Origin of the sequence: Curtobacterium sp. LFS079, from assembly GCF_047977865.1 — a bacterium.
In the GTDB taxonomy this organism is placed as follows: Bacteria; Actinomycetota; Actinomycetes; order Actinomycetales; family Micrococcaceae; genus Arthrobacter.
In genome coordinates this window covers 69,861-92,829 of the sequence record NZ_JBFPFO010000010.1, presented here as the reverse complement: position 1 = coordinate 92,829, position 22,969 = coordinate 69,861, and the positions used below count along the sequence as shown (strand labels likewise).

The window sequence follows — 22,969 nt, the reverse complement described above, 5'->3', positions numbered from 1 at the left end:
TTGACCACGCAGAACACCAGGGGCCGCAGGCGTGCGTCCGGCCCCGTTGCTGAGCTGCGGCCGCGTGCCGTAGCGCGGATCGACGGGCCCCGTGATTCCCCCCGTGAAACCCGGCGCCGCAGGAGTCCCCTGCAGCAGGTGGCTGACTTTGCAGCCACGAGCGGCGTGGGTCAGAAAGCCGGCGTTGCACTTGCTGCCACCGGTCTCCTTATGACCGTCGCCTTCCCCGGAAGCGGTGCGATGACCGCCGCCTCCGAGGCCGGCTCCTCGGCGTCTGCGATGGGCTCCCAGCCCGAGATCTCCGTCTCAGCCAGCGCGAAGGTCGACTTCAGCCGCATGGCGGTATCCACCAAGGCCGACCCGGACGCCAGGCTTCGCCAGTTGCTGAGCGCGCAGTCGGCTGGCTCCGTCCAAGCGGAATCTTCCAAGGGCACGCTGGGCGCGCCGCTGGCGAGCATGGTTTCCGTCTCGCCCTTCGGCTACCGGATTGATCCGTTCACGGGTGGGTACGGCGAATTCCACCGCGGCCGCGACTTCGCGGCCCAGTGTGGCACCGACGTCTACGCGGCGGCTTCCGGCAAGGTCACCTTCGCCGGCTGGCACCCCTATGGCGGTGGCAACCGGGTCGTGATCGACCACGGCAACGGCCTGGAAACCACCTACAACCATCTGTCCTCCTTCAACGTCACGGTCGGCCAAACGGTCAACCGGGGCGATGTGGTTGCCCTGAGCGGCACCACCGGCGCCTCCACCGGCTGCCACCTGCATTTCGAGGTCATGGTCAACGGCCAAGTCGTCGAACCGCTGGGCTGGCTGTAGCCCGATCTGATGGAGATCTCTCGCATGATTGTCACGTGCCGTGACCTGAATGTGACATTCGATCCGAATTGCTGTACCGTCTAAACCGCATCAACTTCTAGAGAGTTGATGCACTTGAGTGGATTGCCTAGCTCTGCCGCTGCTCAAGGATCCGTTCGCAAAACATCGTCTGGCAGAGGCGGGGGACCCACTTCCGGTCATCATCACGGTGGCCTTGGGGTTAAGTCGCAGATCTTTCCATATGGAACAGCTCTGCGGCCGGATGACTCCCATCCGAATCCGACAGCTTACCTCGCGGGCATAGGGAGAGGCCTCTACGTGTCTTCACGCACTATTGCTGCGCGCCACCGTGCCGCAGCCCCCAAGACTGCATCGCTTGCTGTCCTCGCCAAGACCGTTGGCAGCAACGCAGGCGGCATGGGCCGCCAGGCAGCCGTTATCGCCGCCGCTTCCGGCCTGGTCCTGACCAGCGGAGTCGCCGCAAACGCTGCCGAAACCAACGTTGCCCGCGAATCCAGCGCCGCTTCCACCCTGGAAGTCCAGACCGTCGCGCAGGCAAGCATCTCCGCCGGCTCCAGCGTTGCCATCAAGTTCGAGCGCCCCGCCGTCAAGACTGTTGCGGCCCCGGTTGTCGAGGAAGCCCCCGTCGAGGTCCAGGAATCGGCTCCGGCCGACAACACTCCTGTTGCCCAGCTTTCCGTCTCCACCCAGGCGCCGTCCACCAAGGCTGCCAGCGGCCAGGGTGCCGCGATCGCAGCTGCCGCCTACGCCCAGCTCGGCGTCGCACAGGACTGCACCGCCCTGGCCAGCAACGCCCTGGCCGCCGTCGGCATCCACTTCCACGGCTGGCCGGCCGACTACCTGTCCCTCGGCCGCACCGTCAGCGCCGCCGAGGCCCAGCCCGGCGACCTGATCTACTACCAGAACGGCGGCATGGGCATGGCCCACATCGCCGTGTACGTCGGCAACGGCATGGCTGTGCACGGCGGCTGGAACGGTGGAACTACCGCCCTCTACAGCGCATACGTCGGCTCCGGCCCGGTCTTCATCCGCGTCGGCGGCTAGTCAAAAAATTGAATTGAAATCCGGTTGCGACGGCGCCTGAGAGCGCCTGCGACCGGATGAGGGGGATTGGGGCCGGCATACCGCCGCCCCGGTCCCCTCTCCTTTTTTCCTGAAAACACCCTGGCATTCGTTGACTAGGGAAAAACCATGGCCCATGCGTTGAGCGGGCCGGCCCGCGGCCGTCCCCCGCATGGCGATGTCGCCGCGCTACTTGAACCTTCCCGATCGGGCCTCACTGGATCGCAGATCCTTGGCCGTCCGTCGATTCAGCGCGCAAACATGCCGCGAATCCACTCGAGCTTCGCCCACCCAAGTGGGCCCCTGCGACGAAGTCGGATTCTGCCTGCAACACCCATGGGGCGCCTGCCGTCTGCGTATGCGGAGCACCCAGGACATCGCCAAACGGGCCCAGTGCCCGCTGTCCCGGCATAGGGCAACCGCCAAAAGAAGAAATTCCGTCAGGACGCGATGGTCCCCCGGATCAGGGCTCGTCCTCGTCTAATCCCACAAGGAACAAATCATGAATCACCCGAAGCATTTGAAGACCCCGAAGCATCTGAAAGCCAAGCAGCAATTGAAAACCAAACCGTTGGACCGCCGCCTCTTCCTCGCAGGGGCAGGAGCTGTAGCGACCTTCGGCCTGACCGGTGCCGCGAAGGACCCGGGGGGTAATGCCTGGGGAGTCTACGGCCGGAACACGGACCCCACCACTCCCACCCCGGACCCCACCGCTCCCACCCCGGACCCCACCGCTCCCACCCCGGACCCCACGGCCCCGACCACGGATACTGGAGGAGTGACCCGTCCTTCCGGTCCCGAGTACGTCCGTTACGAAGATCTCTTTACGCCCGGTGATGATCTCCAGAGCGTTTTCAACAAGGTGCCCTACGGAAAGATCATCACGTTCCCGGCAGGGGAATTCACGTGGTCCGACTTCAAGAGCCCCAACGGCTGGCATGACGGAATCCGTCTTCCCACCGGTTTGAAGGGAATCGCCGGGTCCGGCATCGGGGTGACCCGTTTCCGGATGGTTCCCAATTCGTCCACCCAGGCCTATGTTGAGCCGTCCAGCGGGACCAATCCGATCTACATGTGGTTCATGGATAACGGCGACCAGTCGCCGGTGTTCCAGGACTTCACGCTCATCGGCACGGAGCAGGGACACCATTACAACGGCTTTGGCATCGCCAACACGCCGAACGCGACGTTCCAGCGGATCAAGTTCCACGGGGCGAACCGGGGCTACGGCAACTACCCTCCGGGTGAGACTTTCAGTCTCGGCCAGAACCACTGCGACAACATGCTGGTCCAGGATGTGGAGTTCGACAACAGGGATGAGGCAACGGGCGAACGCGTGGGGGCTTCCGCGCTGGGCTTCAACAACTCCCGCAATGCCGTAGTGAAGCGCGTGTACGCCCATCACGGGGTTTCCGGAATGGTGACTTTCTGGAACACGGAGAACATCTACACCGAAGACATCCACACGTGGACGCAGGGGTCGGGCGGGGGAGTCCTGTCCTCCTGCGGCATCAATCATGAGAACGCCACCGGTGTGATCCGCCACTTCCGTCCCAAGCTGATCGTTGCCGGACGCTACTCCGATCAGAAGCTGACGGACGACGGGGGCCTGCATTTGTCCTTCGGCAACTCCTACTCCGACCTCCTGGATGCGCAAATCCACGATCCCGTCTTCGACAAGAGCGAAAATGCTTCCGGGGCCTTGGCGATCCAGATCCCGGACAGTTACCCCACTCAGCAGATCCGGACCATGCCGCAGGTGTACTTCAACGGCACACTGGCACGGTCGATCGACAGGAACAACCCCGGCGACTTGAGCGGCGTCACGCCCGGTAACGCCTGGTTCCGCTACCACTAGGACGCTTCACCCAAAACCCCTGCTGGCCGCCCCGCCGGCGGGGGTTTTGGGGTTAAGCGCCAAGGGGAACCGGCCGTTCCCCACATGGCCGGCACATGAACATTGCCCGACACCTCCCGTGAACGGGCGCGCGGATTCGTTGTTCCGGCCATTGCATGTTTACTCTTGAGGTGTCGATCCACAGCCCGTACAAGCAGAGGGCAGCCGGCCCTCGCGCCCCTGACGGGTGCGGCCGTGAAGAGGTACGTGCATGCGCACACTCGTTCTGAATGCTGGATATGAACCGCTGGCGGTAGTTACCTTCCGCCGGGCGCTGGTCCTTGTGCTCACCGGAAAAGCTAGCGTAGTGGCCGAAGGCGACGAGCCTGTCGTCGGGCCGCGGGAGATCCTGGGCCGACCGTCCGTGATCCTCCTTAACCGCTACATCCGGCCGAGATACAACCGGATCACCGCTGTCACCCGCCGTGGCGTGCTGCGGCGGGATGCGCACCGGTGCGCCTATTGCGGCAAAGCAGCCCACACCATTGACCACGTCCTCCCCAAATCCAGGGGCGGCGCGGATTCCTGGGAAAACCTGGTGGCGGCGTGCCTGCGCTGCAACAACGACAAGAGTGACCACACTCCGGCCGAGATGGGCTGGAAGCTGCGTTTCACTCCGGCGGCCCCCACCGGGACCATCTGGCAGATCAAGGAGCTCGAGAAGCCTGCTCCTGCCTGGGACCCCTTCCTGTTGCCTGAATCGGCGGCCTGACCTCCTGGCGCGCCCCGCCCGGCACGATCGGCGGCCGGCGTGGCAGGTAGTCTGGGCGGGTGGAATTCGACGCGGTGATCCTCGCGGGAGGCAGGTCCTCCCGCCTTGGCGGCGTGCCCAAGTCCGGGCTGCTGTACGACGGCGCCACGCTCCTTGAGCGGGCAATGGCCGCAGCGCTGGGCGCCGGTTCGCTGGTCGTCGTCGGGCCCCGTCCGGAAAAGCTGCCGCCGGGGGCGCTGACCGTCCGGGAAGATCCGCCCTTCGCCGGGCCCGCCGCGGCGATAGCCGCGGGGCTGGGCGAACTCGGGAAAAGCGGAAGGCCGCAGGCTCCCTGGGTCCTGGTGCTGGCCTGCGACATGCCCCACGCAGCGACTGCCGTGCCTGCGCTCCTGGCCACCCTGGCGGAGCGTCCCGGGGCCGACGGCGTGCTGGGAGTTTCCTCCGACGGCAGGCAACAGCCCCTCCTGGCTGTGTACGCCACGGCCGCCCTGCGACGGTCCGTCGCCACGCGGGCCGCTGAGGGGACCTTAACGAACGCCCCGGTGTTCAGCCTGCTTGCTAGTCTTGATTTGCTGACCGCAGCCGTTCCCGAACACGCCGCCGACGACGTGGATACCTGGGACGATGCCGCTGCGCTCGGCGTGCACGGCGGCCCGTCGTGACACCAGTTGCACCGGACGTGGAGGCGCATCGTGAAGAGCCAGGAAGAAACCCTCGAAGAATGGTGCAGGTCCCTGCTGCAGGCCTTTGAACTCGAAGACACCCAGGTCGACATCGACGCCGTGCTGTCCCTCGCCGGCGTCGCCGCCCACTCGGTGGTGCGCCCGGCCGCCCCGCTGACCACCTTCGTGGCGGGCCTGGCCGCCGGCCTCGCCGCCGGTTCCGGCCAGGCGGACCAGAAGACGTCCATGGACGCCGCGATGGCCCTGGCCCGCAAGCTCTCCAAGGACTATGCTGCGGAATCCGGCACTGGGGAATCGGGCACTGCGGAATCCGACGCCGGATGACGGATGCGGAGGCCCCACACGATCACGGCCACCTGGATCATCTTTGGGACGAAGCAAGGCAACTCGCCTTCGACTGCGCGGCTCCCATCCCCGCCGGGCCCGTCCCTTTGGCTGAAGCGCTGGGCCGCACCCTTGCCGGGGATGTCCGCGCACTGCAGGACCTGCCGCATTACGCCTCGTCGGCCATGGACGGCTGGGCGGTCAACGGGAGCGGTCCGTGGATCCTCGCCGAGCCCGGCCATCGCCTTGCACCCCACCAGGCAAGCCCCATCGTCACCGGCGGCCTGATCCCGCCCGGGGCCAAAGCCGTATTGCGCAGCGAAAGCGGCGTGATTGCCACCGACGACGACGGCCTGCCGGTCCTGGCGCTGGGCGGAGGCGCCAAGCCGGGGGAGCCCCGCAACGGGCAGCACATCCGCCGTGCCGGCGAAGAAGCCGCTGCCGGGGAGATCCTCATCAAGGCCGGAACCGTGCTCAACCCGGCGCACCTCGCTGTAGCCGCGCTGGCCGGATGCGACGAACTCACAGTGCTCGGCAAACCGCTGGTCAAGTTCCTGTTCACCGGCTCGGAGGTCGTCACAGAAGGAGTCCCCGCGCCCGGACAGGTCCGTGACACCTTCGGCCCGCAGCTGGGCGCCGTCGTCGAACTCCTGGGCGGGATCCGAGGCGGCGAGCTGAGGGCCGGCGACTCCTACGACGAATGGCTCGAAGCGTTCCGGGAAGGTGAGTCGACTCCGGAAACCGCGCCGGCCGACGTCGTCATTACCACCGGCGGAACCGGGCGCTCGGGTACGGACCACCTGCGCAAGGCCGTCGCGGAACTGGGCGGGCGGCTGCTGATTGACGGCATCGCGATGCGGCCGGGGCACCCGGCCGTGCTGGCCGAACTGCCGGACGGCCGCTTCGTGCTGGGTCTGCCGGGCAATCCACTGGCGGCAATGATGGTGCTGTTCACCGTGGGGGCGCCGTTGCTGGCGGCCCTGGGCCACGAAAGCCTTGGCGAGGTGGGCGAAGTCCCCTGCGGCGCCACGCTCGACGCCCAGCCGGGCCGCACCCGGCTGATCCCGTTCAAGTTCGTCTATGGCCTGGCATCCCCGGCCCAGCATGCGGGCTCCGGGATGATGCGCGGCCTGGCGGGCGCTGACGGCGTCATGGTGGTCCCCCCGCACGGCGTGCAGCTCGGGGCCCCTGTGCCGGCCTTCCCCTTGCCGTGGGGGCCGCCGCTTCCCGCGCCGAACCCGGAAGAGAAGCCGCGGAAAACCGCGAAGCCGGCGCGGAAGGCCCCGTCCGGCCCGGTGGACTGGAGCGCACTGGATGCCTGAACCGGCCCGCGATACCCGGATCCGCCGTCCTGCCCGGATGTCGGGCATCAGTGGCATCACATCTGCGTGCTTGCCATGATGGTCCTATGAACAGGCACGCGCCCCAACAGGACATCAACGAAGATGACCTCCAGATCCACGAGCCCAAGCGCTCCGCAGCTGGCGTCAAAGCTGTAACGGTGGCCTTGGAGCGGGGGCTCGCGCAGGCCGGTGTCAGCCGGACTGTGCGTTCCATGCTGCGGGTCAACCAACGTGACGGTTTCGACTGCCCGGGCTGTGCATGGCCCGAGTCCATCACCGGACGGCGCAGCCCGGCCGAGTTCTGTGAAAACGGCGCCAAGGCCATCGCCGAGGAAAGCACCACCCGCACCGTCACCCCGGAATTCTGGGCCGCGCATTCGCTGGCTGAACTGGACGACAAGACCGAGTACTGGCTTGGCAGCCAGGGACGCATCACCGAACCCGTGGTCCTGCGTCCAGGGGACACACACTACTCGCGGATCAGCTGGGGCGACGCCTTTGCCCTGATCGCCGAACACATAGCAGCGTCGACGCCGGATCGCTGCGTGTTCTACACCTCGGGCCGGACGGCGAACGAGACCGCGTTCATGTACCAGTTGTTCGCCCGCTCGCTGGGCACGAACAACCTGCCGGACTGCTCGAACATGTGCCACGAGTCCTCGGGCTCGGCCCTGAACCCGACCATAGGTATCGGCAAGGGCACCGTCTCCCTGGAGGACATCCACGAGGCGCAGCTGGTGTTCGTCGTCGGGCAGAACCCGGGCACCAACCACCCGCGCATGCTGTCCGCGCTGAAGGAATGCAAGGGCAACGGAGGCAAGGTGGTGGCCGTGAACCCGCTGCCCGAGGCCGGCCTGCTCAACTTCAAGGACCCCCAGACGCTCAACGGCGTCATCGGCGGCGGAACGACCATTGCGGACGAGTTCCTGCAGATCAAGGTGGGCGGTGACCTCGCGTTGTTCCAGGCGCTGGGCCACCTGCTGCTGGAAGAAGAGAAGCGCAATCCTGGCACCGTGGTGGACCGGGCGTTCATCGAGGCACAGACGGTCGGATTCGAAGCCTACGCCGAGGCCCGTTCCACCCTGGATTGGGAAGTCACGGAGAAGGCAACCGGACTTGACCGTAGGGAAATCACCAAGATCGCCGGCATGCTGGCATCTTCCAAGGCAACGATCATCTGCTGGGCGCTGGGGCTGACTCAGCAGCCGCATTCCGTGGACACGCTGCGGGAGATCATCAACCTGCTCCTGCTGCAGGGCAACTTCGGCAAGACGGGCGCCGGTGCCTGCCCGGTCCGCGGACACTCGAACGTGCAGGGCGACCGCACCATGGGTATCTGGGAAAAGCCGACGGAGGCGTTCCTCCTCGCCCTGGACCAGGAGTTCGGCTTCACCATGCCCCGCGAGCACGGCTACGACTCCGTGGAAACCCAACACGCCCTGGAAAACGGCGACATCGACGTCTTCGTCTCGATGGGCGGCAACTTTGCCGCCGCGGGCTCGGACACTGAAGCCTTGGAAGCGGGGCTGCGGAAGGCCGGCCTGACCGTGCACATTTCCACCAAGCCCAACCGCGGGCACGTCGTCCACGGCAAGACATCCCTGATCCTGCCCACGCTCGGCCGCACCGACACCGATGACAAGCACCCGGGCGGCCGCCAGTTCCTGTCCGTTGAAGACTCGATGTCCGTCATCCACAAGACCCAGGGCCGCCTGGAGCCGGTGTCCGGGCACCTGCTGAGCGAACCGGTGATCGTAGCCCGGATGGCCCAGGCCGTCCTGGGCGACGACCACCCGGTGGACTGGCGGGCCATGGCCGAGGACTACGGCGTCATCCGCGACCACATCTCGCGTACCATTCCGGGCTTCGAGGATTTCAACGCCCGCGTCCGGAACAAGAACGGCTTCGTGCTGCCCAACCCGCCGCGGGACACGCGGACCTTCGCCACGGATATCGGCAAGGGCCGATTCACCGTGAGCCCGCTGGAGTACCTTGAGGCTCCGGAAGGCCATCTGATCCTGCAGACCATGCGCAGCCACGACCAGTACAACACCACCTTCTACGGCTTGGACGACCGTTACCGCGGGGTGTCCGACGGCCGTCGGGTGATTCTGGTGCATCCGGAAGACCTTGGCCGGCTTGGCTTCAAGGACCGTGACATGGTGGACGTGATCTCCACCTTTGCCGGCAGTGAGCGCCGCGCTGACAAGTTCCGCCTGATCGCCTACCCCACGGCCCGCGGGAGCGCTGCAGCGTACTTCCCGGAAGCCAATGCCCTGGTGCACCGCGAACTGGTGGCCCGGGAATCGAACACGCCCGGCTTCAAGGCCATGGTGGTGCGCTTCGTGAACCATGTTTCAACCCCGGAGGGCAGCTGAATGGGACGCATGACCCAGCGCCGCAAGGTCCATAAGTTCGTGCTGGACGGCTCCCCCCAGGCCGCCGAGCATCCGGTCCGGTACCGGGAGGACGTGCTCGCCGTCGAGGAGCCCCTGGAGATCCGCCTGGGCCGGATGTCCTTCTCCGTCACCATGCGCACTCCCGGCGACGACTTCGACCTTGTTGCCGGCTTCCTGGTGTCCGAAGGCGTGATCTGGGATCCGGCGCAACTGGTCTCCCTGCGCTTCTGCGCCGGCGAAGACGAGGACGGCGTGCAGACCTTCAATGTGGTGGAAGCCCAGCTCCGGCCCGACGTCGTCCTGCCGGACACCGGACGCAATGTCTACACCTCGAGTTCCTGCGGTATCTGCGGCACCGATTCGATCGAGGCCGTGCGCAAGACCCTGCGACATAACACCGCCGACGACGGCCTCCGGGTTCCGGTGGAAACGGTCGCCGCCCTGCCTGACCGGCTCCGCGAAGCCCAGGCGGTGTTCGACAAGACCGGCGGCGTGCACGCGGCAGGGCTGTTCCGGATCGACGAGGACGGAGCCGCGGAACTGCTGTGCCTGCGCGAGGACGTGGGCCGGCACAACGCCGTCGACAAGGTGGTGGGCTGGGCGCTGCGCGAAGGCAAGCTCCCCTTGTCGGGTACGGTGCTGCAGGTTTCCGGACGCGCCTCCTTCGAACTGGTGCAGAAAGCCGCCCTGGCCGGAATTCCGATGCTGGCCGCGGTCAGTGCTCCCTCCAGCCTGGCAGTGCAGCTTGCCGAAGAAACCGGTGTGACCCTCGTCGGTTTCAGCCGCCGCACCAGCCTGAACGTCTACGCGGGAAGCGAGCGGCTGCTGAGCGGTGCGGCGTCCCGGGCCTGACACACCCGGCTGCAGAGAGAGTCGGCAATCACTTGGCGATTGGCCGTTGACGACGTAGATTTTTATCCATCGAATGGAAACGCTGTTCCGCGCAGCTTTGTCCGCACCATGACAAGCCTGCTTCCCATCGGGGCTTACGGCCCGGCCGACAACAGACGGCGGGGCGCTAGGGGGATCTGAATTGCACGACGACCGGCGACTGACCGAAAAGCGCCTGGACCGTTTTGTCCGCGAGCGGATAGCGCCCGCGATCTATGCCCGCACCGTGCCGCTGACGCTGAGCAGCTGGGACGTTCCGGGCGAACCGGTCCCAGCCGCTGAAGCCATCCGCCAGGCCTATGGTCCGCTTGAGCACGGCTCGGCCTGGGGCCGGGCCTGGAGCACCAAATGGATCCGGCTCCAGGGCGAGGTCCCGGACGGCTGGGGTGCGGCCGAAGGAACGACCGTCGAGGTCGTCGTCGACCTCGGCTTCAGCAACGATGCCCCGGGCTTCCAGTGCGAGGGCATCGCCTGGCGGCCGGACGGCACCATCATCAAGGCCATCTCGCCACGGAACCAGCACATTCCCCTGAAGCTCCTGGGCGGCGGCATGTCCGTGGACTTCTATGTCGAGGCCGCGGCCAACCCCGACCTGAGCCAGGGCTGGACCTTCGCTTCCACGCCGCTGGGCGACAAGGCCACGGCGGGGGAGGAGCCGCGCTACCGGCTGGGCCGGATCGCGATCGCCGAACTCAACGAAACCGTCTGGGAGTTGAGCCAGGACATCTGGACCCTGGGCGGGCTCATGCTTGAACTGCCCGTCGAGCTGCCGCGCCGCCACGAAATCCTGCGCGCTTTCGAACGCATGCTGGACGTCATGGACCCGGACGACATCGCCGGAACCGCAGCCGCCGGCCGGGCGGCACTCGCCGGGGTCCTGGCCAGTCCCGCCTACGCCTCGGCGCATGAGCTGCTGGCCACCGGCCACGCCCACATCGACTCCGCCTGGCTGTGGCCGGTCCGCGAGACCATCCGGAAATGCGCGCGCACCTTCTCCAACGTCGTCGCGCTCATGGACGACAACCCGGACTTCGTGTTTTCCTGCTCCTCCGCGCAGCAGTTGGCTTGGATCAAGGAGTTCTACCCGGAGCTGTTCGTGCGGATCCGGGAAAAGGTCAAGGCCGGCCAGTTCATGCCCGTGGGCGGCATGTGGGTGGAATCGGACACCAACATGCCCGGCGGCGAGGCCATGGCGCGCCAGTTCCTCGAAGGCAAGAGCTTCTTCCTGGAAGAGTTCGACGTCGACTGCCAGGAAGCGTGGCTGCCCGACTCCTTCGGCTACTCCGGGGCGCTGCCGCAGATCGTGAAGTCCGCGGGCTCGCGTTGGTTCCTGACCCAGAAGATCTCCTGGAACCAAGTCAACAGGATGCCGCACCACACCTTCAACTGGGAAGGCATCGACGGCACCCGGCTGTTCACCCACTTCCCGCCCGTGGACAGCTACAACTCCGAACTCCACGGCCGCGAGCTCGCCCACGCCGAACGCAATTACCGCGAGCACGGCCGGGGCAGTATTTCGCTGGTGCCGTTTGGTTACGGCGACGGCGGCGGCGGACCCACCCGCGAAATGGTTGCCGCCGCGCACCGCACGGCGGACCTGGAAGGCTCACCGAAGGTCCGGATGGGCACGGCCAAGGAGTTCTTCCAGCAGGCGCAGGCCGAATACCCGGAGCCGCCCGTCTGGGTGGGGGAGCTGTACCTGGAACTGCACCGCGGGACCTACACGAGCCAGGCCAACACCAAGCAGGGAAACCGGCGCTCGGAGCATCTCCTGCGGGAAGCCGAGCTGTGGTGCGCGACGGCGGCCGTGCGGAGCGGGTACCGGTACCCTGCGGCGGAGCTCAAGAGGCTGTGGCGGCTCGTGCTGTTGCAGCAGTTCCATGACATCCTGCCGGGCAGCTCGATCGCCTGGGTCCACCAGGACGCCGAACGCAACTACGCCGCCATCGCCCGTGAACTCGAAGACATCATCGCCGGCGCCGCGAAGGCTTTGCTCGGCGAGGGGGAGACCCCGTTCCTGCTCAACGCCGCTCCCCAGGCCCGCAATGGCGTGCCCGCCCTGGCCGTGGCCGGGGCATTACCCGCGGAGCGGCCGGTGGAAGCCACGGAACAGGACGGCGGCTATGTGCTGGACAACGGCGTCATCCGTGCCGTGCTGGATGCCAACGGCCTGCTGGTTTCCCTGTCCGACCATGCCAGCCGCCGTGAAGCCATTGCGCCGGGACAGCACGGCAACCATCTGGAGCTCTTCCGCGACACCCCCAACGAATGGGACGCCTGGGACATCGACGAGTTCTACCGCCGCAACGTCCGCTCCCTGACCGAAGCGCGTTCGGTGCGTCTCGAACGCGAGGCTGGGGACGCCGTCGTCGTGGTGGAACGCGAGGTGGGTTCCTCCACGATCACCCAGCGCATCACGCTGGCTCCGGACGCGCCGTCCCTGGACATCTCCACCGCCGTGGACTGGCAGGAGCGCGAGAAGCTGCTGAAGATTTCCTTCCCCTTCGATGTCCGGGCGGACCGCTCGGCCTCGGAGACCCAGTTCGGACATGTCTTTCGGCCGACCCACACCAACACGTCCTGGGAAGCGGCGAAGTTCGAAATCTGCGCCCACCGCTGGATCCACGTGGGCGAGCCCGGCTACGGAGTCGCCGTCGCCAACGGCTCCAGCTACGGGCATGACGTCACCCGGGCAATCCGGGACGACGGCGGCACCACCACCAATGTGCGGGTCTCATTGCTGCGGGCCCCCAAGTTCCCCGACCCGCAGGCAGACCGCGGCATGCACGTCCTGGAGCTGAGCGTCCGCCCGGGCGCCGCGATTGCCGACGCCGTCGAGGAGGGCTACCGGCGCAACCTCAAGCCGCGGACCGTGGCCGGGGCAACGCCCGCCGAGCCCTTGTTCACGGTGTCCGGAAGGGCGGTCGTGGTGGAAGCCGTGAAGCTGGCCGAAGACGGGACCGGGGACGTAGTGGTGCGCCTCTACGAATCCCTCGGCGAACGTTCCAGCGGCGTGGTCACGGCCAACTTCGAAGCCCGTTCGGTGCAGACGGTGGACCTGCTGGAGCGGCCCGTGGACCTCCCGGGCGTGGCTGCCGGCAAGGACATGGCTGAGCTCACCCTCCGGCCCTTCCAACTGGTGACCTTGCGCTTCAGCCGCTGAGCCCCGGCGGCCCGGGTTCAGACCTCGTGCTGGATCCGTTTGACGAACTGCTTGGTGCGTTCCTGCTGCGGGGCGCCCAGGACCTCGGCCGCGGGCCCGCGCTCCACCACGACCCCGCCGTCCATGAAGACAACTTCGTCCGCCACCTGGCGGGCGAAGCTGAGCTCGTGGGTGACGATCACCATGGTCCACCCTTCCTCGGCCAGTTCCTTGATGACGGCCAGGACTTCGCCGACAAGTTCCGGGTCGAGTGCCGAGGTGGGCTCGTCGAAGAGCAGCAGTTGGGGCTTCAGGGCCAGGGCGCGCACGATGCCCACCCGCTGCTGCTGTCCGCCCGAAAGCTCGAAGGGATAGGCGTCCCGCTTCTCCGCCAGCCCCACCCTTGAAAGCAGGCTGAGGGCTTCTGCTTCTGCCTCGGCCTTGGGGCGTTTCTGCACCTGGACCGGGCCCTCGGTGACGTTCTTCAGCACCGTCATGTGCGGGAACAGGTTGTAGTGCTGGAAGACCATCGCACTGCGGTCGCGGAGTGCCGCGATCTCCCGCTTGCCCACGGTGCCCTCGAAGTCCAGCTCGAAGGGTTTGCTGCCGGCGGCGCCGGCCCCGCGGGCAGTGCCCATGGTCGCGAAGGTGCCGGTTCCCCCGAGCGCCACAGTGCCGCCGTTGGGCACTTCGAGGCCGTTGAGGGAGCGCAGCACGGTGGTCTTGCCGGAGCCGGAGGGCCCGATCAGCGCCACCACCTGGCCGCGGCGGACGTCGAGGTCGATGCCCCGCAGCACGGTGTTGCTGCCGAAGGACTTGGTGAGCCCCCGGGCCGAAAGCACCAGGGAAGGCTCAACGGGATCAGTGGGCGACATAGCGGTCCAATCTGCGTTCCAGGGCCGACTGCGCGGTGGACAAGGCCAGGCACACCACCCAGTAGACAAGTGCTGCCTCAAGGTAGAGCACCATGAACTCCTGGCTGAACGCGGCGATCTGCTGGGCGTTGCGGAAGAGCTCGGTGACCAGGATGAGGGAAGCCAGCGAGGTGTCCTTCACCAGGGAAATGAAGGTGTTGGACAGCGGTGGCACGGACACCCGCGCAGCCTGCGGCAGGATGATCCGGAGCAGCGTCTGGCCTCCGGACATGCCGATGGTGTGCCCGGCCTCCCACTGGCCCTTGGGCACGGACAGGATGGCAGCCCGGATGATCTCCGCGGCGTAGCCGCCCACGTTCAAGGAGAAGGCGATGATGGCGCTGGGCCAGGGATCAAGCTTCACCCCCAGGCTGGGCAGGCCGTAGAAGATCACGAACAGCTGCACCAGCAGGGGAGTGCCCCTGATGACCGAGACGTAGAAGCGGGCGACGCCGGAGAGCACCTTGTTGGGGCTCAGCCGCAGCAGGGCCACAATCAGGGCAAGGAGCAGCCCGAAGGCAAAGGACGCCAGGGTCAACGGGATGGTGCCGGTGACGGCACCGCCGACGATCGGTCCGAAGGAACTCCAGACGAGGTCCCAGTTGAAAGTCATCCGCGGGGCCGCCGGCTACTTGGTGACGTCCGCGCCGAAGTACTTCTGCGAGATCTTAGCCAGGGTTCCGTCCGCGCGGAGCTCGGCCAGAGCCTTGCCCACGGCGTCGTTCAACGCATCGGAGCCCTTGCGGAAGACGAACGCGCTCTCGGTCTTCTCCGCGGTTTCGGCGGCTACCTTCAGCCCGGAATCAGGGGTGGTCTTGGCGTAGTCCAGGTAGGTGAGCTTGTCGTTGACCGTGGCGTCGACGCGGCCCTGGCGGACCAGGGTGGCGGCCTGTGCCCAGCCTTCCACCGACTGCACGTTGGCACCGGCCTGCACGGCCATCTTGTAGAAGTTGCTGGTGAGCGACTGCGCGGTGGTCTTGCCCTTGAGGTCTGCGAAGCTGTGGATCGTGGAGTTGTCCGCTTTGGTCACCACGACGCCGGTGGACACGGTGTACGGGAGGGAGAGCGTGTACTTGGCCTTGCGCTCGTCGTTGATGGAGATCTGGTTGGCGATCGTGTCGAAACGCTTGGCGTCCAGGCCGGCGAAGATGCCGTCGAACTGGGTTTCCTGGAAGCTTGCCTTGACGCCCAGCTTGGCGGCCACGGCCTCGGCGATTTCGACGTCGAAGCCGGTGAGCTTGCCCGAGCCTTCCTCATGGAAGCTGAAAGGCCTGTAGGTGCCTTCCGTGGCGATCACCATTTCGCCCTTGGACTTGATGTCGGAGAGGGAGGTATCGGAACCGGAGGACGGTGCGGGGCTTCCGCCGCAAGCAGCCAAGGTGAGGGCGGCAGCGGCGAATGCTGCGGAGATTGCGGTGCGGCGGGTGAGCAGGCTTTTCATGATTGCCATCTTAGCCATGGCCCCGTGCCCGCGCCGGACCGGCAAGGGCCGTTAAAAAGGCTGAGTGGGGGCGGTCCCCAACAGCCCGCCACCACTCATCCCCCCAATGGTGATCCTGTCCGCGCCACAGCTTCTCGAAACCCGTTCATGATTCAAGGGCCAGGCTGCGTTCCATTCACACAATCATTATTGTGGCACGTTCTAATGGGTTTGTGAAAGAGGTTGACCGGTATGTTTTGGATTTCTTCATAAACTTTAACCGCTGGCCGGGCGCCGGACAAGGGACTTCGAGAGCCAGATCCCGCCCAGGCCCAAGGCGCTGGCCAGCGCGGCCGAGTAGTTGATCACCGCGCGCAGCCAGGACGCGGACTCCGGAACCAACGGGAAGCCCTGGGACAGGAGCAGCAGGCAAAAGCCGAACAACAGGGTACCCGAGGCGAGGCGCAGCAGTGCCGGGCCCGGGCCGCGGACGGCCTGCCAGATCCCGGGAAGCAGGCAGGCGGCCACGTAGCCGGGGTAGAACCGGCCCAGCGCCGCGTAGCTTTCCAGAGAAGCAGTCCGGGGCAGGCCCGACAGACCTGCCGCCGACCCCCTGGTATCCATGCTGAAGAAGGTCCATGCCGTCAGCACCGCGACGAGCAGAAGCACCGCCATGCCCGCAGGGCCGCGGATCGCCCGCATCCCCGCGCAGGACCCGAAGGCGGCGGCGGTCCTGACTCCGAGCAGCAGGAAGGTGCCGTAGAGCAGGAAGCGCAGCAGCAGGTTGGCCAGGTTGAAACCGCCGAGCACGGCGTCAGCGGCGAGGTACGGCTCGCGGATGCTCAACAGAATGTCCACGGAGAGCAAGGCGAAGAGGAAGAACATGGTCCGGTTCTGGCCCCTGATCGCGCTCGGCACCCGCACGGCTGTCATCGCAACGCAGACAAAGAGTGTCAGCCATGGCAGGACGGCGGTCATCCCAGGTTCTCCCAGATTCGTTCGGTGCGGTTTCGTTCTTGTTCTTGGCGGTGCAGGACCTTGCCCAACGCCTGGAGCCGCTCTCCGGCGAGGGAAACCAGTCCCGCGGTGCCCAGCCGGTCGAGTGCGGCCTGCCGTGCCCCCGGCGGCCATCCTGCCTCCGCTTCGCTGACCAGCCCGCTGGCGATGAGCCCGCCTGCGGGCCCGACGCCGGCCTCCCGGGCCGTGGCGACGGCCAGTTCCGGGGGCATCCTGTTGGCGGTCAGGTGAGCGGAGAAGTTTTGCGGAGCGATCCCGGTGGCGTCGCTGACCCGGTGCCGCAGCTCGCCGTCGTCGATGGCCTCGACCCAGTTGCGCACGGACGTTTCGTGCGGCGCGGCAGCCAGTTCAAAGCGCTGCGGCGCCCCGGGATCGTTCCGGGCGACGACCGTGCGGAGGAGGTCCATGGTGGCGATCTGGCTGATGAGCTCGGCATCCGTGGGGGTCGCGGGGGCGCCCCGCAGGTCCGCGTAGGAGTCGAAGGACGCGAGGGCGGAGACGGGGTTCAGGTCCAGGGCGCGGCTGATCCGCACCAGCGATGACTCCGCCACTTTGCCGCGCACCATCTGCTGCGCCAGGGTGGTCCGTTTCACGCCGGAGACCCTGCAGACATCGGAAGTGCTGACGCCCGGGGCAACTCCATGCAGCCAGCGCTGGAACGCTTTGGTAGGGAGGGACATGCTCGGCTTTCGAATCTGGTAAGGGACTGATTTTACGAACTGGACCTATTGAATTATGCTTGATTCCCGAACCCGCTGGTCCGAACACCCCCCAAGTCCGGACCGGCGGGTTTTTCCATGCCCGGAACGTTTCGCCCCGAGCGGACTGCCGGCTGCCGGCACGGTGAGAGGATTGAACAATGACTGCAACACTTGTCGCCAAGGACCTTTCCGGCGGCCACGGTCACCGCACCTTGTTCTCCAATCTCTCCCTGACGGTGGCACCCGGAGACGTGCTGGGCGTCGTGGGCGCCAACGGGGCCGGCAAATCCACGCTGCTCCGCATACTTGCCGGTTCGGACCGCCCGCAGGAGGGCACAGTCAGCCTTGCGCCGGCCGACGCGTTCGTTGGCTGGCTGCCGCAGGAACACGAACGGACTCCGGGCGAGACGGTGGCCGCCTACATCGCACGCCGCACGGGGTGCGCCGAAGCGACGGCGGAGATGGAAACGGCAGCCGAAGCCCTGGGCAGCGGCGCGCCCGGCAGCGATGACGCCTACTCAACGGCATTCGACCGCTGGATGGCCTCCGGTGCCGCGGACCTTGAGGAACGCATCCCCGCAGTCCTGGCCGAGCTCGGCCTGGAGACCGGACATGAGGCCCTGATGACCGGGCTCTCCGGCGGGCAGGCCGCGCGCGTTGCGCTCGCCGCCCTGCTGCTGAGCCGCTTCGACGTGGTGCTCCTTGACGAACCCACCAACGACCTCGACCTCGAGGGCCTTGCCCGGCTGGAGAATTTCGTCCAGGGCCTGCGCGGCGGGGCGGTGCTGGTGTCCCACGACCGCGAATTCCTGGCCCGCTGCGTCACCCGCGTGGTCGAGCTGGACCTGGCCCAGAACTCCGTGGCCGTGTACGACGGCGGCTACGACTCCTTCCTCGAAGAACGCGCCGTGGCCAAACGGCATGCCCGCGAACGCTACGAGGAATTCGCCAACACCAAGGCAGATCTGGTGGCGCGCGCCCGCACCCAGCGCGAATGGAGTTCGCAGGGCGTCCGGAACGCCTTGAAGAAGAACCCGGACAACGACAAGAACCGCCGCGCAGCCAACACCGAATCGTCCGAGAAGCAGGCCCAGAAGGTGCGCCAGATGGAGTCCCGGATCGCCCGCCTGGAGGAAGTCGACGAACCGCGGAAGGAATGGCAGCTGCAGTTCAGCATCGGTTCCGCCCCGCGCTCCAGTTCGGTGGTCGCCACACTGCGGGACGCCGTCGTCCGCCAGGGTGACTTCACGCTGGGTCCGGTCAACCTCCAGCTGAATGCCGGCGAGCGGATCGGCATCACCGGACCCAACGGCGCCGGGAAGTCCACCCTCCTGCGGCTGCTCCTCGGGATCACGGACCCCGATGACGGCGAGGCCACACTGGGTACGTCGGTCGCCATCGGCGAAATCGACCAGGCCCGCGGGCTGCTGGCCGGGCACCTCACCCTTGCGGCCGCCGTCGAGACCGTGCTTTCCGACTGGCCCACCGCCGAGGTCCGCACCCTCCTGGCGAAGTTCGGGCTTAAGGCCGACCACACGTCCCGGACCGTCGACTCGCTCTCGCCGGGGGAGCGGACCCGCGCCGCGCTGGCGCTTCTGCAGGCACGCGGCGTGAACCTGCTGGTCCTGGACGAGCCCACCAACCACCTTGACCTGCCGGCCATTGAACAGCTGGAACAGGCGCTGGACAGCTACGACGGCGCGCTGCTGCTGGTCACCCACGACCGGCGCCTGCTCGAAAACGTCCGGCTGGACGCCCGCTGGCACGTCGACAACGGGCAGGTCACGGAACTGCAGCACACCGCAACGGGAGGCGTGGAACGATGAGCATGGACCGCGTGGCGTGGAGCTCGCTCTACAACATCACCCGGGCCAAGAGCGGCTCGCAGCCGTTCTCCAAGGAGACCCTCAAGCGCGTGCTGGGCTTCGCCAGGCCGCACCGTACCCGGCTGATCGCCTTCGTGCTGGCCTCGATCGCCGGGGCCTTCCTGGCCGTGGCCACCCCGGTGCTCGCCGGGCGGGTTGTGGACACCATCATCGCCGGTTCCGATGCCGGTGAAGTGATCTGGCTGGCCGTGCTGATCGCAATCGTGGCCGTGGCCGAGGCCGGGCTGGGACTGCTGACCCGCTGGCTGTCCTCGATGATCGGCGAAGGCGTGATCGTGGACCTGCGCACCAGGGTGTTCGACCACGTCCAGCGGATGCCGATCGCGTTCTTCACCCGCACCCGCACTGGCGCACTGGTCAGCCGGCTCAACAACGACGTCATCGGGGCCCAGTCCGCGTTCGCCGGCACGCTCTCCGGTGTGGTCAGCAACGTGGTGGCGCTCGCCCTGACCCTGGTGGTCATGCTGAACACCTCCTGGCTGGTGACCGTGCTGGCCATGGTGCTGCTGCCCGTCTTCCTCATCCCCGCCCGGCGGATGGGCTCCAAGCTGGCCGACCTCCGCCGCGAGGCCGCCACGCACAACGCGGCCATGGGTACCCAGATGACCGAGCGCTTCTCCGCGCCCGGCGCCACCCTGGTGAAACTGTTCGGCCGGCCGGACGACGAATCGGCCGAGTTCGCGCTGCGGGCCGGCCGGGTCCGGGACATCGGCGTGCGCACTGCGATGCTGCAGTTCACCTTCATCACGGCACTTACCCTCGTTTCGGCGCTCGCGCTCGCCCTGGTCTACGGCCTGGGCGGCTGGCTCGCCCTCCAGAAGCAGCTGGCACCGGGCGACGTCGTCGTGCTGGCCCTGCTGCTCACCCGGCTCTATGCCCCGCTCACCGCGCTGTCCAACGCCCGCGTGGAGATCATGAGCGCCCTGGTCAGCTTCGAGCGGGTCTTCGAGATCCTGGACCTCGAACCGCTGATCAAGGAAAAGCCCGGCGCCGCCGCCATCCCGGAAGGGCCTGTGGCGGTGGAGTTCGACGACGTCCGCTTCGGCTACCCCTCGGCGGACAAGGTCTCGCTCGCATCCCTTGAGGAAGTGGCGATCCTGGACACCCGCGGCGGCGAAGAAGTGCTGCACGGCATCAGCTTCCGGGTTGAGGCCGGGCAGACCGTGGCCCTGGTGGGTTCCTCGGGCGCCGGAAAGTCCACGGTGGCGCAGCTGCTGTCCCGCCTGTACGACGTTGACTCGGGCACCGTGCGACTGGGCGGGTACGGCCCCGGCACCGGCCTGGACATCCGGGACGCCACCTTCGATTCCCTCCGGGACACGCTGGGCATGGTCACCCAGGACGGGCACCTCTTCCACGAAAGCATCGCCTCCAACCTGCGCCTGGCCCGGCCCGGCGCCACGGACGAGGAAATGTGGGACGTGCTGCGCCGTGCCCGGCTGGAGGCCATGGTCCGCTCACTGCCGGACGGCCTGGACACCGTGGTGGGGGAGCGCGGCTACCGGCTCTCCGGCGGCGAACGCCAGCGGCTCACCATTGCCCGGCTGCTCATCGCCCAGCCCCGCGTGGTCATCCTCGACGAGGCGACGGCGGCACTGGACTCCACCAGCGAAGCAGCCGTGCAGGCGGCCCTCGGCGAGGCACTCCAGGGACGCACCGCCGTCGTGATTGCCCACCGGCTGTCCACGATCCGCGCGGCGGACGCCATCCTGGTGGTGGAGGACGGCCGGATCATTGAACGCGGAACGCACGCCGAACTGCTCGCCGCCGACGGCCGTTACGCGGAGCTGTACAACACCCAGTTCGCGGAGGCCACAGCGGTGGCGCAGGAGGCGGTTCCCGAGTTGTAGCGGCTATTTTCCGGCCAGCGCCGGGAGCACGTGCTCGGTGAGCAGCGGGGCGAGGTCTTCCGGCAGCTCGCCGCCGAGCTCCAGCCAGCGGATCTCGGCGATCTCCGCCGAGGGGTGGGCCTCCCAGCTGCCGGGCGCGGTGAACACGGTGGCCTGGATGTCCGTCGCGGCTTCGTTGGCGGCGGTGGCCAGGTAGACGCCAAGCGGCTCGAGCTCGCCCGGGGCTATGAGGATGCCCACCTCTTCGGCGAGCTCCCGCGACGCCGCCTCGGCGGCGCTTTCGCCCGGCTCAGGCTTGCCGCCGGGGTGCATGAACTTGTCCGTACCGCGCTTGCGGACCGTCAGCATGCGGCCGGCACGGTCGTAGACACAGACCGCGCTGACAACGATCAGATCCCTCATGGTTCCCTCCTCAGGACGGATTCGAGCAACAGGTCCTTCGCCGGGCCGTGCACGTCCCAGCTGTAGGCGAAAGAGTCGGGGCCGAGCCAGCGGTAGCCCACCGCGTAGTCGTCGGGATCGCACCAGTGCCGGTCATGCGCCGCGTCCGGGCTGAAGCTGAAGCGGTGGAACGGCCGGCCGTCCGGGAAGAACATGTCCATCGCACCGGGGCTGCCCGTGGGACGCAGGAGATATTCGCGGGAGGCGGGGCCGCTGTGGCTGCCCCACTCGAGGGTGCCGCTCTCGCGGTAGTGGAGGCCGCCGTCGGGCGTTTGGGAGTAATGCGCGACGCCGGTGAAGGTTCCTCGGGTGCCGCTGGCTCGGTCCCACAGGGTGCGCTGCACGGTCCAGCCGCCGGCCAGCCACGCGCGGAGATCCGGGACGGGCTGCTGGTCAGTCAAGTGCCCTCGATTGGAATCGAACCAACGACACCGGCTTTAGGAGAGCCGTGCTCTATCCACTGAGCTACGAGGGCGGGCGGTGCTCGAAGCCTGCTCCATTTGGCCAGGCGCCGGACACGCATACAAGCATACAAGCTACGGGCGGGGCGTTCGAACACTTAGGCTGGCCGTGATGACAAAGCAGACGTCAGCCCAGGCCGTGCCTGGCAGCTTCCTGCCCGATCTCGGAAACCCCCGCACTCTGGTCGGCGCCTGGGCCCAGCTCAGCGTGGTGCAGTACTTCGCCGCCGAGGCCGCAGTAATCGAAGCCTGGGCGGGTCCGGAACCCTACGATCGCCGCACCGGGTTCATCAGCGACCTGGGCGCCATCAACTGCGCAGTCTACGAGGGGCGGGACGTCTGTTCCCCGTTGCATCTGCTCATGAACGCCTCGTTCGTGGTGCAGGGCCTGGGACTGCTCCTTGGTGCCCTGCTGCTGGGTTCGGCAATGCTGTGCGTCGCGGCCAGGCCGGGGGTGCGCATTCGGCAGGATGCGGCGTACCTGCGGAGCCGGAGCGGGGCTGTCGGTGTCCGGGCGCTCACCGGAGCGGCCGGCGCGGGAACGGTGATCGTGGGCCTGGTGCCGGAAGACCTTGGCTCGCCCTGGCATTTTGCCGGGGCGCTCATGTATTTCATCGGAGGTGCCTTCGCCCTGCTGCTCCTGGGGTTCCTATGGCTTCCCCACACGCGGATGAGCTGGTTTCTCCTGGCCTGCGGCACGGCATGCTTCGGTGCGCTCATCGTCGGCGGCGTGACCCGAATGCACCTGCCCGAACCCGGCACCTTGGAGCGGCTGATGGCGTATCCCTTGACGATCGGATTCTCCGCGGCCGGCCTGTTGATCGCCACCCGCGTGCGGCGCGCCCGGCGAGCCGCGGCCCGGTCAGCGGCTTGGGACAGAAAGGAGCGGATGTGACAGGAGTGACTTATCATTGGTCCACCGCTGCAAGGCGCCGACAAGACAGATGGCGAGTCGGAGCCGCAGGAAAACCATCGCCACGGCAGGA

The 22,969-nt window shown here is 67.2% G+C and carries 20 protein-coding genes, 1 tRNA gene and 1 riboswitch; of the genes, 13 read left to right on the top strand and 8 right to left on the bottom strand.

All coding sequences use genetic code 11. The annotated features are described in order from the left end of the window. From ACNQPB_RS15650 to ACNQPB_RS15605, 10 genes are all read left to right on the top strand, one after another. Window positions 1–819, top strand: a complete 819-nt coding sequence (locus ACNQPB_RS15650) for a M23 family metallopeptidase (RefSeq protein ID WP_498753237.1) — start codon at window positions 1–3, stop codon at window positions 817–819. A 146-nt stretch (window positions 820–965) separates the two neighbouring features. Continuing rightward, window positions 966–1,134: riboswitch (cyclic di-AMP (ydaO/yuaA leader) on the top strand. A 3-nt stretch (window positions 1,135–1,137) separates the two neighbouring features. Continuing rightward, the gene (locus tag ACNQPB_RS15645; protein WP_498753235.1) at window positions 1,138–1,884 is read left to right on the top strand and encodes an NlpC/P60 family protein; all 747 of its coding nucleotides are present in this window, start codon (window positions 1,138–1,140) and stop codon (window positions 1,882–1,884) included. 520 nt (window positions 1,885–2,404) lie between these two features. Next, window positions 2,405–3,760: a hypothetical protein gene (locus ACNQPB_RS15640; protein WP_498753233.1), complete on the top strand. Its 1,356-nt coding sequence runs from the start codon at window positions 2,405–2,407 to the stop codon at window positions 3,758–3,760. A gap of 250 nt (window positions 3,761–4,010) precedes the next feature. Beyond that, window positions 4,011–4,511: an HNH endonuclease gene (locus ACNQPB_RS15635; protein ID WP_498753231.1), complete on the top strand. Its 501-nt coding sequence runs from the start codon at window positions 4,011–4,013 to the stop codon at window positions 4,509–4,511. Window positions 4,512–4,570: 59 nt separating this feature from the next. After that, window positions 4,571–5,173 (top strand): molybdenum cofactor guanylyltransferase, encoded by a 603-nt coding sequence (gene mobA, locus ACNQPB_RS15630; RefSeq protein WP_498753229.1) that lies wholly within the window; start codon window positions 4,571–4,573, stop codon window positions 5,171–5,173. A 30-nt stretch (window positions 5,174–5,203) separates the two neighbouring features. Beyond that, on the top strand, window positions 5,204–5,518 hold the full coding sequence (locus tag ACNQPB_RS15625; protein ID WP_498753227.1) for a DUF6457 domain-containing protein: 315 nt from the start codon (window positions 5,204–5,206) through the stop codon (window positions 5,516–5,518). Then, complete coding sequence (locus ACNQPB_RS15620; RefSeq protein ID WP_498753225.1) at window positions 5,515–6,840, top strand: molybdopterin molybdotransferase MoeA; 1,326 nt, start codon at window positions 5,515–5,517, stop codon at window positions 6,838–6,840. The genes ACNQPB_RS15625 and ACNQPB_RS15620 overlap by 4 nt, the downstream gene beginning before the upstream one ends. Before the next feature lie 86 nt (window positions 6,841–6,926). Next, window positions 6,927–9,239 (top strand): FdhF/YdeP family oxidoreductase, encoded by a 2,313-nt coding sequence (locus ACNQPB_RS15615; protein ID WP_498753223.1) that lies wholly within the window; start codon window positions 6,927–6,929, stop codon window positions 9,237–9,239. Continuing rightward, window positions 9,240–10,112 carry a formate dehydrogenase accessory sulfurtransferase FdhD gene (fdhD, locus tag ACNQPB_RS15610; protein WP_498753221.1) on the top strand — a complete coding sequence of 291 codons (873 nt, stop codon included), beginning with the start codon at window positions 9,240–9,242 and terminating at the stop codon, window positions 10,110–10,112. 181 nt (window positions 10,113–10,293) lie between these two features. Next, on the top strand, window positions 10,294–13,314 hold the full coding sequence (locus ACNQPB_RS15605; RefSeq protein ID WP_498753219.1) for an alpha-mannosidase: 3,021 nt from the start codon (window positions 10,294–10,296) through the stop codon (window positions 13,312–13,314). A gap of 17 nt (window positions 13,315–13,331) precedes the next feature. Here ACNQPB_RS15605 and ACNQPB_RS15600 read toward each other — a convergent pair whose 3' ends face one another. The 5 genes from ACNQPB_RS15600 to ACNQPB_RS15580 all read right to left on the bottom strand — a co-directional run bounded on the left by ACNQPB_RS15600 (window position 13,332) and on the right by ACNQPB_RS15580 (window position 17,324). Continuing rightward, window positions 13,332–14,168 (bottom strand): amino acid ABC transporter ATP-binding protein, encoded by an 837-nt coding sequence (locus ACNQPB_RS15600; protein WP_498753217.1) that lies wholly within the window; start codon window positions 14,166–14,168, stop codon window positions 13,332–13,334. Beyond that, on the bottom strand, window positions 14,155–14,820 hold the full coding sequence (locus tag ACNQPB_RS15595; RefSeq protein ID WP_498753215.1) for an amino acid ABC transporter permease: 666 nt from the start codon (window positions 14,818–14,820) through the stop codon (window positions 14,155–14,157). The genes ACNQPB_RS15600 and ACNQPB_RS15595 overlap by 14 nt, the downstream gene beginning before the upstream one ends. 15 nt (window positions 14,821–14,835) lie before the next feature. Continuing rightward, the gene (locus ACNQPB_RS15590) at window positions 14,836–15,648 is read right to left on the bottom strand and encodes an amino acid ABC transporter substrate-binding protein (RefSeq protein ID WP_498753213.1); all 813 of its coding nucleotides are present in this window, start codon (window positions 15,646–15,648) and stop codon (window positions 14,836–14,838) included. Window positions 15,649–15,903: 255 nt separating this feature from the next. Next, the gene (locus tag ACNQPB_RS15585) at window positions 15,904–16,605 is read right to left on the bottom strand and encodes a hypothetical protein (RefSeq protein ID WP_498753211.1); all 702 of its coding nucleotides are present in this window, start codon (window positions 16,603–16,605) and stop codon (window positions 15,904–15,906) included. Further along, on the bottom strand, window positions 16,602–17,324 hold the full coding sequence (locus tag ACNQPB_RS15580; RefSeq protein WP_498753209.1) for a hypothetical protein: 723 nt from the start codon (window positions 17,322–17,324) through the stop codon (window positions 16,602–16,604). Before ACNQPB_RS15580 ends, ACNQPB_RS15585 begins: the two co-directional genes overlap by 4 nt. 179 nt (window positions 17,325–17,503) lie before the next feature. Here ACNQPB_RS15580 and ACNQPB_RS15575 point away from each other — a divergent pair, with 179 nt between their 5' ends. Both ACNQPB_RS15575 and ACNQPB_RS15570 read left to right on the top strand, forming a co-directional pair. Next, window positions 17,504–19,171 carry an ABC-F family ATP-binding cassette domain-containing protein gene (locus tag ACNQPB_RS15575; protein ID WP_498753207.1) on the top strand — a complete coding sequence of 556 codons (1,668 nt, stop codon included), beginning with the start codon at window positions 17,504–17,506 and terminating at the stop codon, window positions 19,169–19,171. Then, window positions 19,168–21,081: an ABC transporter ATP-binding protein gene (locus tag ACNQPB_RS15570; protein WP_498753205.1), complete on the top strand. Its 1,914-nt coding sequence runs from the start codon at window positions 19,168–19,170 to the stop codon at window positions 21,079–21,081. Before ACNQPB_RS15575 ends, ACNQPB_RS15570 begins: the two co-directional genes overlap by 4 nt. A gap of 3 nt (window positions 21,082–21,084) precedes the next feature. Here ACNQPB_RS15570 and ACNQPB_RS15565 read toward each other — a convergent pair whose 3' ends face one another. The 3 genes from ACNQPB_RS15565 to ACNQPB_RS15555 all read right to left on the bottom strand — a co-directional run bounded on the left by ACNQPB_RS15565 (window position 21,085) and on the right by ACNQPB_RS15555 (window position 21,997). Beyond that, complete coding sequence (locus ACNQPB_RS15565; RefSeq protein ID WP_498753203.1) at window positions 21,085–21,483, bottom strand: NUDIX hydrolase; 399 nt, start codon at window positions 21,481–21,483, stop codon at window positions 21,085–21,087. Next, a complete protein-coding gene (locus ACNQPB_RS15560; RefSeq protein WP_498753201.1) occupies window positions 21,480–21,923 on the bottom strand; it encodes a DUF6314 family protein in 444 nt (147 codons plus the stop codon). The genes ACNQPB_RS15565 and ACNQPB_RS15560 overlap by 4 nt, the downstream gene beginning before the upstream one ends. 1 nt (window position 21,924) lies before the next feature. Further along, a tRNA-Arg gene (locus tag ACNQPB_RS15555) sits at window positions 21,925–21,997 on the bottom strand. Window positions 21,998–22,095: 98 nt separating this feature from the next. On the opposite strand from ACNQPB_RS15555, the gene ACNQPB_RS15550 reads away from it, so the two are divergent. Continuing rightward, entirely contained in the window at window positions 22,096–22,878 is a 783-nt protein-coding gene (locus ACNQPB_RS15550) for a DUF998 domain-containing protein (RefSeq protein WP_498753200.1), read from the top strand. The last annotated feature ends 91 nt before the right edge of the window (window positions 22,879–22,969 follow it).